The sequence below is a fragment of the Candidatus Latescibacter sp. IFSED24 genome, from assembly GCF_058273205.1.
Genome location: NZ_CM177850.1, coordinates 3,007,039 through 3,024,863, shown reverse-complemented (window position 1 = coordinate 3,024,863; position 17,825 = coordinate 3,007,039). Strand labels below are relative to the sequence as shown.

12 protein-coding genes are annotated in these 17,825 nt (G+C 68.8%); 5 read left to right on the top strand and 7 right to left on the bottom strand.

All coding sequences use genetic code 11. The features are described from left to right. Positions 1 to 68 precede the first annotated feature (68 nt). Complete coding sequence (locus tag IFSED24_RS12235; protein ID WP_491331749.1) at positions 69 to 269, top strand: tautomerase family protein; 201 nt, start codon at positions 69 to 71, stop codon at positions 267 to 269. A gap of 45 nt (positions 270 to 314) precedes the next feature. Here IFSED24_RS12235 and IFSED24_RS12230 read toward each other — a convergent pair whose 3' ends face one another. From IFSED24_RS12230 to IFSED24_RS12210, 5 genes are all read right to left on the bottom strand, one after another. Continuing rightward, a complete protein-coding gene (locus IFSED24_RS12230; protein ID WP_491331748.1) occupies positions 315 to 2,168 on the bottom strand; it encodes a serine hydrolase in 1,854 nt (617 codons plus the stop codon). A gap of 260 nt (positions 2,169 to 2,428) precedes the next feature. Next, positions 2,429 to 3,859 (bottom strand): S41 family peptidase, encoded by a 1,431-nt coding sequence (locus tag IFSED24_RS12225; RefSeq protein ID WP_491331747.1) that lies wholly within the window; start codon positions 3,857 to 3,859, stop codon positions 2,429 to 2,431. A 137-nt stretch (positions 3,860 to 3,996) separates the two neighbouring features. Further along, positions 3,997 to 6,537, bottom strand: a complete 2,541-nt coding sequence (locus IFSED24_RS12220; RefSeq protein ID WP_491331746.1) for a hypothetical protein — start codon at positions 6,535 to 6,537, stop codon at positions 3,997 to 3,999. Positions 6,538 to 6,618: 81 nt separating this feature from the next. Then, on the bottom strand, positions 6,619 to 7,683 hold the full coding sequence (corA, locus tag IFSED24_RS12215) for a magnesium/cobalt transporter CorA (protein ID WP_491331745.1): 1,065 nt from the start codon (positions 7,681 to 7,683) through the stop codon (positions 6,619 to 6,621). Between the two features lie 91 nt (positions 7,684 to 7,774). Beyond that, a complete protein-coding gene (locus tag IFSED24_RS12210) occupies positions 7,775 to 8,368 on the bottom strand; it encodes a CIA30 family protein (RefSeq protein ID WP_491331744.1) in 594 nt (197 codons plus the stop codon). 130 nt (positions 8,369 to 8,498) lie between these two features. On the opposite strand from IFSED24_RS12210, the gene IFSED24_RS12205 reads away from it, so the two are divergent. Beyond that, complete coding sequence (locus IFSED24_RS12205; RefSeq protein ID WP_491331743.1) at positions 8,499 to 9,944, top strand: SDR family oxidoreductase; 1,446 nt, start codon at positions 8,499 to 8,501, stop codon at positions 9,942 to 9,944. A gap of 17 nt (positions 9,945 to 9,961) precedes the next feature. Here IFSED24_RS12205 and IFSED24_RS12200 read toward each other — a convergent pair whose 3' ends face one another. Both IFSED24_RS12200 and IFSED24_RS12195 read right to left on the bottom strand, forming a co-directional pair. Beyond that, positions 9,962 to 10,690 carry a metallophosphoesterase family protein gene (locus IFSED24_RS12200; protein ID WP_491331742.1) on the bottom strand — a complete coding sequence of 243 codons (729 nt, stop codon included), beginning with the start codon at positions 10,688 to 10,690 and terminating at the stop codon, positions 9,962 to 9,964. 3 nt (positions 10,691 to 10,693) lie between these two features. Then, positions 10,694 to 12,760 (bottom strand): cache domain-containing protein, encoded by a 2,067-nt coding sequence (locus tag IFSED24_RS12195; protein WP_491331741.1) that lies wholly within the window; start codon positions 12,758 to 12,760, stop codon positions 10,694 to 10,696. 261 nt (positions 12,761 to 13,021) lie between these two features. Between IFSED24_RS12195 and IFSED24_RS12190 the strand changes: the two genes are divergently transcribed. From IFSED24_RS12190 to IFSED24_RS12180, 3 genes are all read left to right on the top strand, one after another. Further along, positions 13,022 to 13,321: a DUF485 domain-containing protein gene (locus tag IFSED24_RS12190; protein ID WP_491331740.1), complete on the top strand. Its 300-nt coding sequence runs from the start codon at positions 13,022 to 13,024 to the stop codon at positions 13,319 to 13,321. Then, the gene (locus IFSED24_RS12185; RefSeq protein ID WP_491331739.1) at positions 13,318 to 15,189 is read left to right on the top strand and encodes a sodium/solute symporter; all 1,872 of its coding nucleotides are present in this window, start codon (positions 13,318 to 13,320) and stop codon (positions 15,187 to 15,189) included. The genes IFSED24_RS12190 and IFSED24_RS12185 overlap by 4 nt, the downstream gene beginning before the upstream one ends. Positions 15,190 to 15,359: 170 nt before the next feature. Further along, positions 15,360 to 17,804: a tetratricopeptide repeat protein gene (locus IFSED24_RS12180; RefSeq protein WP_491331738.1), complete on the top strand. Its 2,445-nt coding sequence runs from the start codon at positions 15,360 to 15,362 to the stop codon at positions 17,802 to 17,804. Positions 17,805 to 17,825 lie beyond the last annotated feature (21 nt).

Genomic DNA, 17,825 nt, shown 5'->3' with positions numbered 1-17,825 from the left:
CGACATGGTAGACTGGAGAGACGGGTGACGCCGCCCGCCCTATGGAACGCCGACAGCGAGGAGCCAGCATGCCCTACGTGAACATCAAGATCACCCGGGAGGGTGCGACCCGGGACCAGAAGGCCGAGCTCATCGCCGGGGTCACCGAGCTGCTGGCCCGGGTGCTGGGGAAGAACCCGGCCACCACCGTGGTGGTGATCGAAGAGGTCGACACCGACAACTGGGGGATCGGCGGGGTGCCGGTGACCGAGCGACGGCGAGTGGAATAGGCCAGGACGTCCGCGCATCCGCTGCGTGACGATCCGGAAAGCCACTCAGTGCTGGCTTCCGGTCCTCAGTTCCGCCAGGATCCTGGCCGCATTCGTGTTCTGCGGATCCAGCGCCAGCGCCTTCTCGTAGCTGGCGATCGCCTCGTCTTTCCGCCCGCTGGCCAGGAGCGCCTCCCCGAAACTGTCGTACACGTTGCCGCTGGCCGGATAGAGCACGGTGTTGAGTTGGAAGACGGACAGGGCCCTCTCGACGTTCCCTTCCCGCAACAGCCGGTAGCCCAGCCGGTTGAAGCGCGACTCCTGGATGTCCTGGTGGTCCGGGTATTCGGCCATGAACGCGAGATACTCCGCCTGGGCGGCCGCCATCTGGCCGGCGAGCAGCTTCTCCAGCGGCGTCGTCTCCCCGGCCGCCAGAATCGTGGCGCGCTGCGCGGTCTCGCCCACGCGTCCGAGCTCGTCGGAGAGGCGGAAATCGATGTAGTTCTCCCTTGTCGCCGGGTCCACGCCCATGGCCAGCTCGCCTTTTCGCTGCAAGCAGACGAACGTATCGGGAGCCACCTGGAACAGGCGGCAACCGCCGATCGATTCGCTGTTGAGCTCGAGGTTTTCCCCGTCACCATGCAGGGCGATGACGGTGTCGAGCCCCATGCGGTAGCGGCCCTGCAGCCTGTCCACATCGTCCCTGGTCAGTGGGATCTCGTGGCGCGTGGCCGGCAGATAGCCGGGCCAATCGTAGACCCTGGCCACGCTGCGAATCACCTCGCGGCAGAGATTGATGCCGCCCTGGCCGTTGGTCATCACCACCGCGCCGAATCCCTTCGTGCGGTGCGACGCGAAGCCGGCCACGAAGCCCGGCCCGTCGCCGATGTGGCTGAAGAAGGGTTCCTCCCCGTTGCCCTCGTAGAGGAACACACCCAGGCCGTAGATCGTCGCGGCGTGCGGGGAGAGCATCTCCAGCGCGAGCTGCTTGGAGAACAGACGGTTGGATTCGCCGTGCGCCGATTTCTGCAGCTCCACCACGAAGTGGGCGTAATCTTCCGCCGTGATCCACAGGCCGCCGGCGCCGAGATGGGGCATCCAGATGTGGGGGTCGGCGATGTTCTCGCCGTCGGCGCCGTGACCGGTGGCCGCCCTGGGCATCAGGTCGGCGGGCAGCGGCGTGGTGAACGTCGCGTGCGTGAGACCCAGCGGCGCGAAGACCTGCCGACGGGCCGCCTCGTCGAACGGCAGGCCGGTCACGTCCTCGGTCAGGATCTGCAGCACCGTGAAGCCGCCGTTGGAGTACTGGAAGCCCGTGCCCGGGACCTGGACCACGCGCAACGGCGTGGAACGCGCCGGCGGTTCGCCCTCGACCAGCTGGATCGCGGTGGGCAGCCGGTCCGCGGTGTAGGTGTGGGGCGGCCGATGCGGCAAGCCCGCGCTGTGGTTCATCAGCAGCAGGGGCGTGACGCGGGCCTGGGCCGTGAACTCGTTCTCGGGGATCCGCCAGGATTCGAGCTGCGGATTCACGTCCGCGTTCAGGTCGATCTTGCCCTGCTCGACGAGGGAGAGGATGCACGCCGAGGTCATCGCCTTGCTCAGCGATCCCACGTTGAAGTAGGTCTCGCCGTCCACGGGTTCGGCGGACGCCGCCGCCTTGACCCCGTAATGGGCCACCCACTGGACCTCGAAATCCTCGATGACCGCGATGCTCACGCCCGGGACGCGGTAATGCTCCATGCGGTCCGGCAGGCGGTAGGCCGGCTGGGTGTCGATGATCTGGTAGGGCAGGAGATTGGTCTCGACCCGGGCGATGTGCGGATCCGTGGTCGGCTTGGATCGCGCCACGCCGAGGCACAGGGTGAGCGAAATGGTCAGGAGAACGGCGATCCGGACGGTCGGTCTTGTCGGGGTCTTCATGCTTCCTCCTGAGCGTCGGTTCGGACCATCGTCGGCAACGGGGCCGCCTCCCCACTCGGCGCAGAATACTACCCGGCGGCAATACGGTGATGGCTTTTCAATTCGAACCTTGGTGGGTAACGGATAAATCAGCATTTGGTTGCAGGGCGACGCTCCCTCCGCATCCGCGGGAGCGAGGCGGTGACCGGGAAGGAGAGGTCCTGGTCGTCGCTGATGAGGCTGGCTGGCGGCGAGAAGTGGTGGCGCAGGTGCCCGCGGGATCAGCGCAGCCGCCGCAGCATCCTCTCGGCGTTACGGTTGTCGGGATCCAGCTCCAGGGAGCGTTCGTAGTTCGCGATGGCGAGTTCGGTGTCGCCGCGGACCATGTAGGCCTCGCCGAGGCTGTCGTAGGCGTTGGCGTCGTGGGGCTTGAGCTCCACGTAGATCAGGAAGACGCCGACGGCGTCGTCGACGCGGTCGCGGCGGAGCATGCGGTAGCCCAGCGCGTTGATCTCGTCGCGGTCCGCATGGCACTGCTCCGGGTTCGCGTCCTGCCGCAGGCGATCGAAACGCTGCCGCACCGCCGGGAACTCGTCGGACTCGAGGAGCTCCTCGAGGATCTCGACCAGGTCGAAGCGGGCCGCCGCCGCGCTGGCGCTCTCGTCCTGGAGCGGCGGGCCGTCGCCCTGCAGCAGCCGCAGGGCGGTCTCGAGGGCGGCGTCGGGGCCAGGGCCGCCCGGATCGGCGGCGACCACCGTGTCTGGGGGTACCCCGATCCCCTCCCAGCAGCGGTCGTCATGATCGACGAAGAGGTTCCGCGAGAGCGAGACGCGCCAGCCGTTGGGCAAATCGTACCATTGCATGTCGGCCATGCAGCCCGAGGTCGTGTCGCCGACCACGGTGACGTGGGGCAGGGTGCGCATGGCCAGGGCGAAGTTCTCGGCGGCGCTGATGGAGAGGCGGTTCGTGAGCAGGATCACCGGACCGTTGAAGGCGTGCGCGGCGGGATCGACGTGCCAGTACCTCGCCCTGGCGAAGTCGTCATGGTCGGGGCCGTGGCGGTCGCGGGAGACCATGTACAGCCGCCGGCGATCAGCGAAGCGGTCGGCGACGGCCTTGCCGACACGGTCGTCGCCACCGCTGTTGAAGCGGACGTCCACGATCCAGGCGCGGGCGTCGGCCATCTCGAGGAGGATCGTGTCGACGGCCGCCGCGCTGACGTCCACGCCCTCGAAAGCGCCGAGGTGCAGGTAGCCGACGCGGTCGTCCAGCCAGCCGTACTGGATCCTGCCCTCGCCCGCGAGTCGCGGCTCGCCCCGGAACGACGAGCTGGCGAGCGGGCGCTGGTCCAGCCATTCCAGGGCGCCGTCCAGGCCGAGGTCGGCGATGTAGTGCCCCAGATTGCCGGCGTTGAAATCCTTGCCGAGCGACGTCGCACGCAGCATGACGTGGTTGTCGTCCAGATGCGAAAGCATCCGGGTGAGGACGTCGAAGAGCTCCTCCTCGCTGGAGTCTCCGGTGATCTGCGGGCGGTACTCGTCGCGGAGCGCCTGCCAGTCGACGTCCTTGACCTCGAAGAGCGCGTAGTGCTCGTCGAAGGTCGTCCAGACCTTATCGAAGACCCTCTCGGGAGAGTCGGCCAGCGGTACCAGCTGGAACACGACGATGGCCAGGACCACGAACGCGGCCATGATTGCGGCGACCCGGATCAAGACGTGAACCTCCGTGGGCTTGACGGCCTCCATCGTGCCTGGGATCCGCCTTCATGACGAGTGACGGCGGGATAAGGATGCATCGCGACGCGCATCGTCGCCCTCGCCGGCGCCAGGGCCAGCAGCGGGTCGGCTGCTCAGAACCCCAGCGTCAGCCCCAGGCTCCAGGTCCAGCGCTGGAACGACAGCTCCTCGATGAGCCCCTCGCTCAGGTCGCCCGAGCCGGCCACCCGCAGCCAGTCGTCGATGCCGAGGCTGGTGCTCGTGTAGGTGAACTCGCCCACCAGGCTCACGTCCACGCCCTGGGGGAAGGGCGCGCCGCTGCGGTAGGTCAGGAGCTCCAGGCCGGCGCCGACGTGCCAGCTGTTGGGCAGGATGTCGGCGAAGCTGTCCAGCGAGGGGCGGTTGATCCACTCGCCGTCGGGCGTGGGGAGCTGCTGCCCGTCGACCGCGGTCTTCTCGGAGCGATACCACGTCCAGCCATAGCCGGCCTTGAGGTAGGGCCGCAGCGAGGCGTCGCGCAGGTCGTAGCGGAAGCTGCCGGCGTATTCCCACAGGTTGAGCTCGGAGGTGGCCCGGTGCTGGTTGCCGCTGTTGGCTATCCCGGACACAACCAGGTCGCTGCGCGAGTGCAGCAGCGTGTTCTGGGTGGAGAATCGTCCGCCGAGATAGAAGCTGATCTGCCACCACCAGGTGTTGGTGCTCTCGGCTTCCGGGGTGGAACTCGCGAACCCGTCGGGTTCGAGGATGGCGAGAGTCAGCAGCGCCTCGAGCCCGGGTTCGCCGTTGAAGACCAGGGTCGCGACGTCCTCGTTGAAGTGCAGGGTGCTCAGACCCGCGTTGACCCCCACGAAGCGCGAGGGGATGGTCGCGGTGGGGAAGAAGACCGGATCGTTGCGCTGCAGGAGCAGTCGGAAGGGATAGGCCACCAGGCGCCAGGCGAAGTCCACCGGCGGCAGCGAGGCGACCACCGGCAACGTGAGGTTCAGATAGCCCCAGCTGTTGACGAAGGTGTCCTGCAAGCCGAGCGGGAAGAGCGTCTCGAACCGGTGCGGCTCGTAGTCGTTGCTGCCGCCGGTGCTGCCGGGGCGGTTCCAGTTCGCCTGGGACATGGGGCCGAACGGGGCGAGGTTGCCGGTCTCGGCGTGGGCGACCACGCCGGCGAAGGGGCTCTCGGTGGCGGGGTAGCCCCAGCGGACCGGCAGCAGCATCCAGAACCAGTCGCGGCGGGCGGCGGGGTCGGTCATCACCGGGGTGACCACGCATTCCCAGTCGGGCAGGACCTCCACCCGCTCGGGGGTGGTGTAGGGCACGGCGTCGCCGCGTCCGAAGCGCTTCTGGTCGCGGCCGGCGAGGTCGCCATCCCGTTTGCGGTACCACTGCCGGTGGTCGAGGAAGGCGTTGATCTGCTCGGTGGCGCCGCCCGGGCCGATGTCCTTGTAGAGGCCGGGGAAGGGGTATGTGCCGTGGGAGTCCCGGTTCTTGCCGCCGGGGGCGGTCAGGAGCTGGTCGAGGCCCTTGTTGTCGGCGCCGACGTAGCAGATGGGGTGGGTGTTGACCACGGTTTCCGCGCCGTCCCACCAGGCGTTGCGGCGGATGGCGCGCCAGAGCTGGCGCTCGCCGTGGATCTCCTGCAGCTCGGCGTCGCATTGCCGGCGCCAGATCTCCGCCGGGGCGTAGGCGTCGGGCGTGGTGTAATCCATGCGGTAGACCTGGTAGTGGAAGTAGTAGTCGACGTGGCGGATCACCAGCGGATCGTCCAGGTCGGCGTCGGCGTAGGCGCTGCCGCCGAGGATGGCGCGGACCTCGTCGGCCGTGAGCAGGCGCGCCATGGTGCTGCGCGGCGCCACCGAGACGTTGATGTGCTCCCAGTCGCCCTCGTGGTTGTTGCCGCCGTCGTTGGTGGGGTAGAAGAAGTAGTACTGCAGGATGAACTCGTAGCCCGGCTCGCCGCCCCGCGGCGAGACGTGCTCGTGAATGAAGGGGTGGACGTAGACCTTGAGGAAGTCGCGGTAGCGCGAGGGGAGCAGGCCGGAGAAGCTGTCCTCGAACTCGGTCTTCCAGGTCTCGGGGCTGTCGCCGGGGAAGTCGAAGAACATCACCTCGAAGGTGCGGTGCGCCGGATCCTCGGTGCGCGGGGCGATCGTCGCGTAGTCGGGGTCGTCCGGGCCGTAGCGCGCCAGAAGGTCGAGCAGGAGGCAGTCGCCGGCGACGTCGCGGGCGCCGCGGGGCAGGTCCGGGCACGGGGCGTCGGTCATGGCCAGCAGGTCCACGTTGTCGCTGCGCAGGAGCTGGGCGCCCTGGCCCACCAGGCTCCAGGTGTCCACCTGCAGGTTGAACGACTGGCTCTGCGTCATGAAGCGACGGAAGTCCATGGGCAGGTTGGTGGTGTTGAGCACCATGATGGGGCCGAAGCGGGCGCCGAGTTCCTGGAGGCGCCGGCCGCGCTCGTCGTCGATGCCGTCGCGGGGGGCGTCGTCGCGGAACGCCGGGTCGGCGGGATCGCCGAAGAGCTGGAACGCGGCGCTGGCGGCGGTCTGCTCCACGAGCGCGGGATGCTCGAGCGGCACGTAGTGGAGGTACTGGTCGCGGGGGATGGCCTGGGCCCGGGCCATGGTGCAGGCGCCGATCAGGAAGGCTGTCAGCAGGCCGAGTCGCCGCAGCTGGATGGGGGACATGGTTTCCCGCCTCGGTTGGAAGGCCTTGGTGCCAGGGTGCCAGGAGCATGACGCCTCATGGTGGTCCCTGACGGCATGATCTCAGAGCCATTTCTTGCGATGGAAGTATTGCAGCATCCCCACAACCATGGCCACGATCACCACCCAGAAGATCGGGTAGCTCCATTTCCACTGCAGCTCGGGCATGAACGAGAAGTTCATGCCGTAGATGCCGGCGACGAAGGTCAAGGGCACGAAGATCGAGGCGAAAACGGTGAGCACCTTCATGACGTCGTTCATGCGGTTGCTGACGTTGGACATGTAGAGGTCCTGCAGGCTGGCGAGCATGTCGCGGAACGACTCGATGGTGTCCACCACCTGGATGACGTGGTCGTGGAGGTCGCGCAGGAACGGCGAGATCTGGTCGCCCACGAGTTCGGACTCCAGGCGATCCAGACCGGCCACGACCTCGCGCATGGGCCAGACCGCCCGGCGCAGGAGCACCAGCTCGCGCTTGAGGCCGTGCAGCGCGCCGAGCGCCTCGTTGGCGGGCTCGGCGAGCAGGGCCTCCTCCATGGTCTCGATCTGTTCGCCGAACTTCTCGGCCACCACGAAGTAGCTGTCGATGACGGCGTCCAGGAGCGCGTAGGCGAGGTAGTCGGGACCGTGGCGCCGCAGGCGGCCGCGACCCGCGCGCAGGCGCTGGCGCACCGGTTCGAACACGTCGCCGGGGACCTCCTGGAAGGTGATCAGGAAGTTGGCGCCGAGCACCATGCTGAGCTGCTCGGAGTGGATCTCGGTGTTGCGGGTGTCGAGGCGGAGCATGCGGCAGACCAGGAAGAGGGTGTCGCCGAAGTCCTCGAGCTTGGGCCGCTGGTGGTAGTTGACGATGTCCTCGAGCACCAGGGGATGCAGTCCGTAATGGCGGCCGAGGTCGTTGATCAGGTCGGTGTCGTGGAGCCCGTTGATGTTGATCCAGGTGACGGTGTCGCTCTCGCGATAGGCGAAGCACTCCGCGATGTCGGTCACCTCGCGCTCGTCGAACTGTTCGCCGGCGTAGTCGATGATCTTGATGGTGACCTGGTCTACCTTGCGCTCGCCGGTGTACTCGACCGTGCCGGGCGACTGGGCCGCGGGCTTGGTGACGCGGTGGTAGAGTCTGGACATGGAAGGGCTCCTCGTCCTGAAGGTGAGAGGATATGGGCCATTCTAGGGGTGCCGGTGCCGAATAAACAAGCGGGGATCGGCCAGGAGTGCCTCAGGGACCACCGGGATCCGGTGCATAGGTCCGGACGTGGTCGATCTCCAGGGTGAACGGCCCCGGATCCTTGTCCGCCAGCATGAAGGCCACCTGCTGGATGCGGGCGGTGTCGAGCGGGGGCGCCGCGGTGAGGACGCGACCACGGAACGTGGGCTCGAATTCGCCGAACGCGAGGCGGATCGTGGTCCAGGCGCCGTCCGTGGTGGGGAAGAAGGCGCGGTAGGCCACGCCGTCGAAGCGGTCGTCGGTGCGCAGCCGGAGCTGGTAGGTGCGGCCGTCGCCCCGCACGCGGATCTCGAGGCCGGTCTGGTCGGAGAGGTCGCGCCGGCCCACGCGGGCGCGCACCGAGGCGAAGCCGCCGTTGTTCTCGAGCGAGAGTTCGCCGGTGAAGAGGCCAGTCCCACGGTCGGTGCGCCGGATGTCGCTCTGCGAGCGGCCGCCCATGACGCCGTCGTTGACCACATACCATTCGCTGCGGTCGGCGGCGCTGAAATCGATGACGGTCGACCCTTCGGCCATGGTCTCTCCTGCGGCGGGGGTGCTCCCGACCCCCAGCGAAATTGCCAGGACGAGGGCGAGGCGCGGATTCATGGTTCTCGACTCCCGGTGGTGGCTCACCTGCGAGGCACGGGCAACGTATCAATACTGACGAAACCTCGCCACGGGACGCCGGTCGCGGTAGCTTGGCCGGGGAATCACCGCACCACCGGAAGGATGCCCCATGAACGGGATCAACGATGACCGACCCCGGGTGCTGGTCACCGGGGCCACGGGCTATGTCGGCGGCCGGCTCTGGCCGCGCCTGGAGTCCCGGGGACTGCCGGTGCGCCTGCTGGCCCGGAACCCCGGACGCCTCGAGGACCGCGTGGGCCCCGGCTCCGAGGTCGTGGCCGGCGACGTGCTCGATGCGGCCTCCCTGCCGGCGGCCCTGGCAGGGGTCGAGACCGCCTACTACCTCGTGCATTCCATGGGCTCGCGCGATGGGTTCGAGGAGCTGGACCGCGCGGGCGCACAGAACTTCGGGGAGGCGGCGCGGGCGGCCGGCGTCCAGCGGATCGTCTACCTGGGCGGACTGGCTCGCGACGATGCCGACCTCTCGCCACACCTGCGCAGCCGTCACGAGGTGGGGCGGATCCTGCGCGACAGCGGCGTGCCCACCATCGAGTTGCGTTCCTCCATCGTGCTGGGGTCGGGCAGCCTCTCGTTCGAGATGATCCGCGCGCTCGTCGAGCGCTTGCCGGCGATGATCACGCCCAAGTGGGTGGGCGTCGAGGCCCAGCCCATCGCCATCGACGATCTTCTCCAGTACCTGATCGAGTCGCGCGACCTGCCGCCCGAATCGCGCGTGTTCGAGATCGGCGGCGCCGACCGGGCGTCGTACGGCGACCTCATGCGCGAGTACGCGCGTCAGCGCGGCCTGCGCCGGGTGATGGTGCCGGTCCCGGTGCTGACGCCGCGCCTGTCCAGCCTCTGGCTCGGCCTGGTCACGCCGCTCTACGCGCGGGTGGGCAAGAAGCTCATCGAGAGCATCGAGCATCCCACCGTGGTGCATGACGACGCGGCGCTTCGCGCCTTCAGCGTCCGCCCCCGGGGGATGGCGGAGGCCATCGCCAGGGCCATGCGCAACGAGGAGCAGGAGTTCGCCGAGACCAGCTGGTTCGACGCCTATTCCGCCGCGGGACCGCAATCGGGCCGTGCCGGGGTGCGCTACCGCAACCGGCTGCTCGACGCCCGCTCGCTGACGGTGGACGTGCCCGTGCCCAGGGCCTTCGCTCCGATCCGGCGCATCGGCGGCAAGAACGGCTGGTACGCGTTCCAGTTCCTGTGGCAGCTGCGGGGCTGGCTCGACCTGCTCGTCGGCGGCGTGGGCCTGCGCCGCGGTCGGCGCGATCCGGAGACGCTGCACGTGGGCGACGCGGTGGACTTCTGGCGGGTCGAGCGCTATGAACCCGACCGGCTGCTGCGCCTGCGGGCCGAGATGAAGTTGCCGGGACGGGCGTGGCTCGAGTTCGAGGTGGAGCCCCGCGACGACGGTGCGGTCATCCGCCAGACCGCCATCTACGACCCGGAGGGCCTCTTCGGGCTGGTCTACTGGTACACGCTCTATCCGGTGCACGGACCGGTGTTCAACGGGATGCTCCGCGGCATCGCCAGGCGGGCGCACTAGGGCGACCTGCCCGCCGCCTACCGCAAGCCGAACCACCGCCGCCAGCGCGAGCTGGAGCGGATGGGGACCTCGTGCGCCACCGTCCGGACCTCGCCGTCGGCAGCCAGCAACGCATAGCCGAGCCAGCTCTGGGGCAGGCCGAGGTAACGCGTGCCCTCGTGGGTGACCTCGTGCCAGCGATGGTGGTGGCCGAAGATCCACAGCGGCGGCCGGTAGTGTTCGGCGATCTGGTTCAATTCGGGCACCCCGGGCTGGCCGTAGTGCTCGAGCCCCGGGGTGTTGGGCACGCCGATGCCCACGGGGCAGTCGTGGGTGATGACCAGGTCGACGGCGTCGGGCGAATGGGCCAGGCTGGCGGCGACATCGGCCTGGGAGATCTCGCAACCGCGGGGGGTGGACCAGGCGTCCATGTAGCGCGCGCCGCCCAGGCAGAGGCAGCGCCAGGGTCCGGCCACGTGGACCGTGCCCCGGGGCAGGTGGGTGATCACGTCGGCGTAGCTGTCGGCCAGGGCTTCCAGCGAGCCGTGATCCTCGTGGTTGCCCTCGATGAAGGCCACCGGGCAGCGGAAGCGGCGCTTCTGGCGGCGGAAATAGGCGTGCAGGTCGTCGCCGAAGAAACCGAAATCGCCAAGCACCAGGACTTCCTTGACCGGGATGCCGAGCTCGGTCTCGGCGTGCTCGACCTGGGCGTCGATGACGTGGTAGTTGGCGTGGATATCGCTGATGAAGAGGATGGTGTCGGGCATGGTTCAGCGGCCCCCGAATTCGTGTTCGAGCCCCGCCTGCAGGGCCTTGATGTGGCCGAAGATGCGCTTGAGCTCGTGCTGCTGGTCCTGGGGGAGGCGATCGGGGGCGATGAGGTTGTCGGGGTCGAGCTGGGCGTTGATGCGGCGCGCCTGGTGGCCGAGCCGCAGCTCGAGGAGGCGGCGGAAGGCGTCGGCGGTGTCGGTGGCGGTGCGGGGCTGGAGGTGCCCGGCGGCGGCCAGGGCCTCCAGACGCTCCAGCGTCCCCACCGCGGTGACCCCGTGCTGCAGCGCGCGCAGTCGCGCCAGGTCCACGACCTGGGCCAGGACCCCCTTGATGTCGAACGCCTGGCGCGCGTCGTCCGTGAGCTCCAGGACGAAGGAGCCGAAGGAGTTGAGCGGCGGCTCGTACTGCAGCACGCTGTGGGCGAGCAGCGGGATGAAGCGGGATTCGCGCGCGAGCGTGGCGTGCAGGTGCTGCTGGAGCGCCGGGATGAGCCGGCCCTCGTCCAGCGCGCTGCGGAAGTCGAAGAAGATCTTGGCGTGGAGCAGGTCGTCGGGCTCGAGGGTGGTGATCCAGCGGTCGAAGGTGGCGCACCAGCCGCTCAGCGACTGGCAGCAGGACTCCTGGCTGGCCATGATGCCGCCCTGGCAGTACGGGTAGCCGGCGGCGTCGAGGAGGTCGGCCAGACGGGCGCCCATGGCCAGGAAGTACTCGCGGACGCTGGCGGCTTCGGACGCTGGCGGGTCGGGGTGGATGATGGCGTGGTCCTGGTCGGCGAGCAGGGTGACCTCGCCGCGGCCCAGGCTGCCCATGAGCATGACGTCGAAGGGCGACGGTGGCGCGCCCAGCTCGGCCACGATGAACTCGATGGCCTTGCGCACCACCGCGTCGGCGCTGGCCGAGAGCATGCGGCTGACCTGCACCGCGTCGGCGCCGTGGTTCATCATGAGGCTCGCCAGGTCGCGCATGCGGCGGCTGGCGGCCTCGAGGTCGTCGCCGCCGGCGGCCGTGGCGATGTCCAGCTCGCGCGGCCGCGAGAGCCGCGAGGCCACCGCCATGAACCCCACCCGGCCCTGGACCACGATGCGAGAGAGCGTGAGCATGACCCGCAAGAGCCGGCCGTCCTTGCAGACGAGCTCGGCCTCGTAGCGCGTGGGGGCCACCACGCCGTCGGTGACCGCCTGCCAGTGCCGGCGGCCGCTCTCGAGCTCCTCGGGCGTCGGCTTGATGATGCCGGCGATGTCGAGCCGGGCGAACTCCTCGCGCTGGTAGCCGAGCAGCCGCAGCAGGCTCGTGTTGGCGTAGAGGCCCTCGCCGCCCAGGGCCATGACGATGGCCTCGCCGGCCGATTCCACCAGCGAGCGGTACTTCTCCTCCGACACCGCCAGCGCCGCGGCCACGCGGAGGCGGCCGCGTTCGGACTGGAAGCTGGCGCGCAGCAGCACCACCAGCAGCAGCGCCACCACCAGGACGATCAACAGCGCCGCGGCCTGCAGGTTGCCGGTGAGCGAGGCGATCTCGGCGTCCACGTCCTCGGTATAGACGCCCGTGCCGATGATCCAGCCCCAGGGCGCGAAGCCCTTGACGTACGACAGCTTGGGCACGATGCGGTCGCTGTCGTCCTTCCACTGCCACATGTAGCTCACGTAGCCGGCCTGGTCGCGCTCCACCGTGCGGACCATCTCCACGAACAGGCGCTTGCCCTGGCGGTCGGTGAAATCGCCGAGGTCGGTGCCCTCGAGGTCGGGCCGGTAGGGGTGGACCACCATGCGGGGCTGCATGTCGATGATCCAGAAGTAGTCCTTGCTCTCCTGGCCGTAGTGCAGGCTGCGCACCTGGCCGATGGCTGCGGCCTGCGCCTCGGCGCGCGTCAGGCGGCCGGCCTCCTCCTCGGCCGCGAACCGCGCCAGGATGTTCCACGCCGATTCGGTCAGCTCGCGGATCATGAGCCGCTTCTGGTCCATGACCGCGCGGTCGAGCGACGGCAGCAGGTAGAGGAAGACCACCCCCGAGAAGAGGCCGATGGCGAGGAGGGCGGGCAGGACGGTGCGCCAGGCTAGGCGTCGCATGCAGGGTCCCATCGCGAGGGGTTCGTGGCCGGCGACCCCGCCAGTGTAGCCCAGCGGGTGGCCCAAGCCAACAACGCTCTGTCATTGATCTCCGGTCAAAACAAGCCAATTACGGCGTTTTGATGCGGCGAAATTCAATTTTCCATTGACGTGGCTGTTATAAATCCAACATGGTTACTTCGCCTTGTTCCGCGTCCCGACAGGTGGGGGCCGGACAAGGTTCGCTGTTTCCACCTCTGCTCGCCTTCTCAGGAGGTCGCCATGCACCACGGACCAGCTCGGGATTCCGGACCGGATCCGGCCAGCCGCTACAAGAGTCGACTCGGCGTCGGCATGTTCATCGTCTACTGCCTCGTCTACGCCGGCTTCGTCTTCACCAACGTCCTGACCGAGGGACGGGCCATGCAGACGATCGTGGTGGCCGGCCTGAACCTGGCCGTGGTCTACGGCATGGGGCTGATCATCTTCGCCCTGATCCTCGCCCTGATCTACAACCACCTCTGCACGACCAAGGAGAAGGAACTGGCTGGCGGCACGGCGCGTGGGGAGGTCCAGGAATGAATCTCCACGGCACTCCGCTGTCCATCGTGATCTTCGGCGCCTTCGTGGGGCTGGTGCTCTACCTGAGCTGGTTCTTCGCACGCAAGGCCAAGTCGGCGGCGGGCTACTATGCCGCCGGTGGCCAGATCCACTGGGCCGTCAACGGCATCAGCTTCGCGGGCGACTACCTGTCGGCCGCCTCGTTCCTGGGCATCTGCGGCATGATCGCCACCCTGGGCTACGACGGCTTCCTCTACTCCATCGGCTACCTGGCCGGCTGGATCGTGGCGCTGTTCGTGGTGGCCGAACCCATGAAGCGCATGGGCAAGTTCACCTTCACCGACGCGCTCGACGCCAAGTTCAACAGCCGCGGCATCAAGCTCGCGGCGGCCATCAGCACGCTGGTGGTGTCGATCTGCTACCTGATCCCCCAGATGAACGGCGCCGGCTCGCTGGTCGAACCGCTGCTGGGGCTGCCGCACTGGGTGGGCGTGATCATCGTGGGCGTGATCGTGATCACCATCGTGGCCACCGCGGGCATGACGTCGACCACGTACGTGCAGTTCCTCAAGGGCGGCCTGCTGCTGATCTTCTCCACCATCCTGGTGGTCTTCCTCATGGTGCGCGGCATCAGCACCGAGGCGCCCAGCCTCACCGGGGACGACGGCCAGAACCTCCACTACATCCCCACCGAGGCCACCCACGATCAGCTCCTGGCCGAAGGGTACCTGCTCGTGCACCAGGCCGGCGAGTTCGCCAAGTACAGCCAGGCCGGCGAGGCGAGCTGGTGGAAGCAGGACGGCGCCGCGCTCTGGAAGTGCCAGTGGCAGACCGCCGACCTGATCAACGGCAAGCCCGACGGCCTGCTCTATCCCGTGGGCCGCATCACGGCCATCGGCGGCATGAGCGCCGAGGACGCCGCCAAGGGCACCGGCAGCCTCAACCCGGTGACCTTCCTGGCGCGGCTGACCCATCCCGACACGCGCATCGAGCAGTGGCACCAGACCAAGGTCTTCGACGAGGCCGGCACCAAGACCACGGTCTTCTACCCCAAGACCGTCACCGGCACCGACCAGATGAAGCCCGGCGTGAAGTTCAAGGTGAAGACGGGCTGGGAGAAGCTGAACTTCGTGTCGCTCATGCTGGCGCTGTTCTTCGGCACCGCCGCCCTGCCGCACATCCTGATCCGCTACTACACCGTGCCGAGCCCGGCGTGCGCGCGCAAGTCCACCATCGTGGCCATCGCCGCCATCGGGTTCTTCTACGTGCTGACCCTGTTCATGGGTCTGGGCGCGGGGATCGGCGGCACGGTGAACCCCGCCGACAACAACATGTCGGCGCCGCTGTTGGCGCTGTCGTTCGGCGGCGTGCTCTTCGCCATCATCTCGGCCATCGCCTTCGCCACCGTGCTGGGCACCGTGGCCGGCCTGATCGTGGCGGCCTCGGGCGCCGTGGCCCACGACCTCATGGACCGCTTCGGCCAGATGAACCTCACCGAGCAGAAGAAGGTGCTGGCCGGCAAGGTGGCGGCCTTCGGGGTGGGGATCATCGCCATCGTGCTGGGCATCGTGTTCCGCGGGGTGAACGTGAGCTTCCTGGTGGGCTGGGCGTTCGCCGTGGCGGCGTCGGCCAACCTGCCGGCCATCCTCATGCTCCTGTTCTGGCCCCGGACCACGTCGGCGGGCATCGTGGCCTCGATCATCGTGGGCATCGTGTCGGCGCTGGGCATCATCCTCACCGGTCCGGCCATGTTCGCCGGTCCCTACGGACTGACCGCGGCCGACGCCTGGCATCCGCTGGGCCAGCCCGGTATCATCTCCATCCCGCTCAGCTTCCTGACGCTGGTGGTGGTGTCGCTGGTGACGCAGAACAAGCGGGTGGCCGAGTAGGCCGGCCGCCACCGATCGGTGCGGGGGCCGTCCCATCGGGGGCGGCCCCTTTACGTTCCCGCCGGCGCCGCAACCTCGCCAGAATGAAAGAGAAACATTATCCTGGATGGCGATGTTCCGCCCGGCCGCACCCCGGCCGGGCCCCGACGCCTCAGCCGAAGCAGACGACCGTGGATGACGAGAGGACCCAGGCGTTCAGCCCCGAGGACGACGGCGCCCGCACGCCGTCGGGGGCCAGCGCGCCCGCCGGCGACCGCATCGGCCCCTACCTCCTGCTCGAGCAGATCGGCGAGGGCGGCATGGGCCAGGTGTTCCTGGCCGAGCAGCAGGAGCCGATCCGGCGCAAGGTCGCGCTGAAGATCGTCAAGCAGGGCATGGACACCCAGGAGTTCGTGGCGCGCTTCGAGTCCGAGCGCCAGGCGCTGGCGCTCATGGACCACCCCTGCATCGCCAAGGTCTTCGACGCCGGCGCCAGCGAGCGCGGTCGGCCGTACTTCGTCATGGAGTACGTCGAGGGCATTCCCATCACCGACTACTGCGACGCGCGGCAGCTCGACCTGCGCCAGCGACTCGAGCTCTTCATCCAGGTCTGCGAGGGCGTCCAGCACGCGCACCAGAAGGCCATCATCCACCGCGACCTCAAGCCCTCCAACGTCCTGGTCACCGAGGTGGACGGCAAGCCGGTGCCCAAGATCATCGACTTCGGCGTGGCCAAGGCGGTGGACCAGTCGCTCACCGATCTGACCATGCAGACCAACCTGGGCCAGCTCCTGGGCACGCCCGCCTACATGAGTCCCGAGCAGGCCGACCTGGATTCGCAGGGTATCGACACGCGCACCGACGTCTACGCCCTCGGCGTCCTGCTCTACGAGCTGCTGGTGAGCGAGCGGCCGTTCACGAAGCAGGAGTTCGAGCAGTGCGGCTTCCAGGAGGTGCTGCGGAAGATCCGCGAGGACGAACCGCCGCGACCCAGCGCGCGCGTGACCACCATGGCGACCTCGCTCGACGAGGCGGCCCGCCTGCGCGGCTGCGCGCCCTCGAGCCTGCACAAGCGCCTGCGGGGCGACCTGGACTGGATCACCATGAAGGCGCTGGAGAAGGACCGCGCCCGGCGCTACGAGACCGCCAACGGCCTGGCCATGGACATCCGGCGCCACCTGGCCGACGAGCCGGTCCAGGCCGGTCCGCCCAGCAAGGCCTACCTGGTGCGGAAATTCGTCAAGCGGCACCGCACCGGCGTGCTGGCCGGCGCGTTCGTGGGGCTGGCCGTGCTGCTGGGCATCGCCGGCACCACCGTGGGCCTCATCCGCGCGGTGCGCGCCGAACGCGTGGCCACCCGCGAGGCGGCCACCGCCACCCAGGTCTCGGACTTCCTGGTCGACCTCTTCGAGGTGTCCGACCCCGACCAGTCGCGCGGCAACACCATCACCGCGCGGGAGATCCTCGCCGCCGGCGCCGAGCGCATCGAAGGCGAGCTGGCCGACCAGCCCTATACCCAGGCGCGGCTGATGAACACCATCGGCAAGGTGTACCGCAACCTTGGTCTCTACGAGGAGGCCGAGCCGCTGCTACAGACGTCGCTCGAGCTGCGGCGCCAGGAACTGGCCGGCGATGACCTGCGTCTGGCCACGAGTCTCATCGAACTGGCCGACCTGCACATCCGGCTCGCGCGGTACGACGAGGCGGAGGCCATGCTCCAGGAGGCCATGGCGCTCATGGGCCGCCACCCCGGGGCGAGCCAGCTGGCGCTGGCCCAGAGCCTGGGCGAACTGGCCAGCGTCTACCGCCGGCAGGGCCGCTACGACGAGGCCCACCCGCTGTACGAGCGCGCCCGCGACCTGCGGATCGCCGAGCTGGGCCCGGACAGCCCCGAGGTGGCCGGCAGTCTCAACGGCCTGGCCATCCTGGCCTGGAACGAGGGCGACTACGAGACCGCCGAGGCGCTCTACAAGCAGGCGCTGGCGATCTGGCGACAGGCCTACGGCGAGAACCACGCCGACGTGGCCAAGGGCCTGAACAACCTGGGCCTGCTCTACCACCAGATGGAGCGGTTTGAGGAGGCCGAGGTCCACTACCGCGAGGCCATCGCCATCTACGAGAAGGTGCTGGGGCCGGAGCACCCGCGGCTGGCCACCGCGGTCAACAACCTGGCGTTGCTCAGCCAGGTCCGCGAGCGCTACGACGACGCGGCGCCGCTCTACCAGCGCGCGCTGGAGATCCGCGAGAAGGTCCTGGGCCCCGACCATCCCGACGTGGCCCAGACCGTGAACAACCTGGCCAACCTCTACCGGCTGCAGGGGAAGTACGACCAGGCCGAGCCGCTCTACCGCCGGGCGCTGGCCATCCGCGAGCGCACCCTGGGCGCCGACCACCCCGACGTGGCCTGGACCAAGCGCGATCTGGGCGTGCTGATCTGCGAACGCGGCGATCCCGAGGCCGCACTGCCCTACTTCGAGAGCGCGGTGGCCATCTTCGTGCAGGCCCACGGTCCCGACCATCCCGAGCTGCCCGGCATCCTCAAGGACTACGCCGACGCGCTGGGCCGGCTGGGTCGCGAGGAGGAGGCGGCGGCCATGGTCGCGGAGGCCGCGCGGATCGAGGCGCTCGCCGAGTGAGCCGTCGGGCTCGCTGAAGAC